At 45.5% G+C, this 409-nt stretch carries 1 protein-coding gene; it reads left to right on the plus strand.

Annotation, left to right across the window (positions count from 1 at the left end):
- Nucleotides 1-98: 98 nt before the first annotated feature.
- Nucleotides 99-409: UDP-N-acetylglucosamine 2-epimerase (locus EZM41_RS05795; protein ID WP_198470188.1), on the plus strand; the 311-nt coding region annotated here is incomplete at its 3' end.

Raw genomic sequence — 409 nt, forward strand, 5'->3', positions numbered from 1 at the left:
CCTGACGATACTACCTTCACACGCTTTAGGCAGAAGCTTCAAGAAAAAGGAATGTTAGAAGAGCTATTTTCTATATTGGATTCAGAGTTTGACCGACTGTGCCTTTTGGTGAAGAAGGGTTCATTCATAGACGCCACGATAATACAAGACCAGAGGAAGCCAATCGCCTCCTCGTCGATCGCATATCCACCCTTTTGTTCGCACCCACCGAGTGTGCTAAAAATAATCTCTTGGCCGAAGGCTATGATGCTTCCAAAATATGGGTCACGGGCAACACGGTAATAGATGCCCTCCTGTTCGCATCCTCCAATGTCGGTGGTGTGTTTGTGGCGTTCGCTGGAAAGATCATGAAAGGCTGTAGAACTTCAAAAGTGAGCACAGTAAGGGTAGATGCTTTTGATAGTATAAA

It is taken from the genome of Acetomicrobium sp. S15 = DSM 107314, assembly GCF_016125955.1.
GTDB lineage: Bacteria > Synergistota > Synergistia > Synergistales > Thermosynergistaceae > Thermosynergistes > Thermosynergistes pyruvativorans.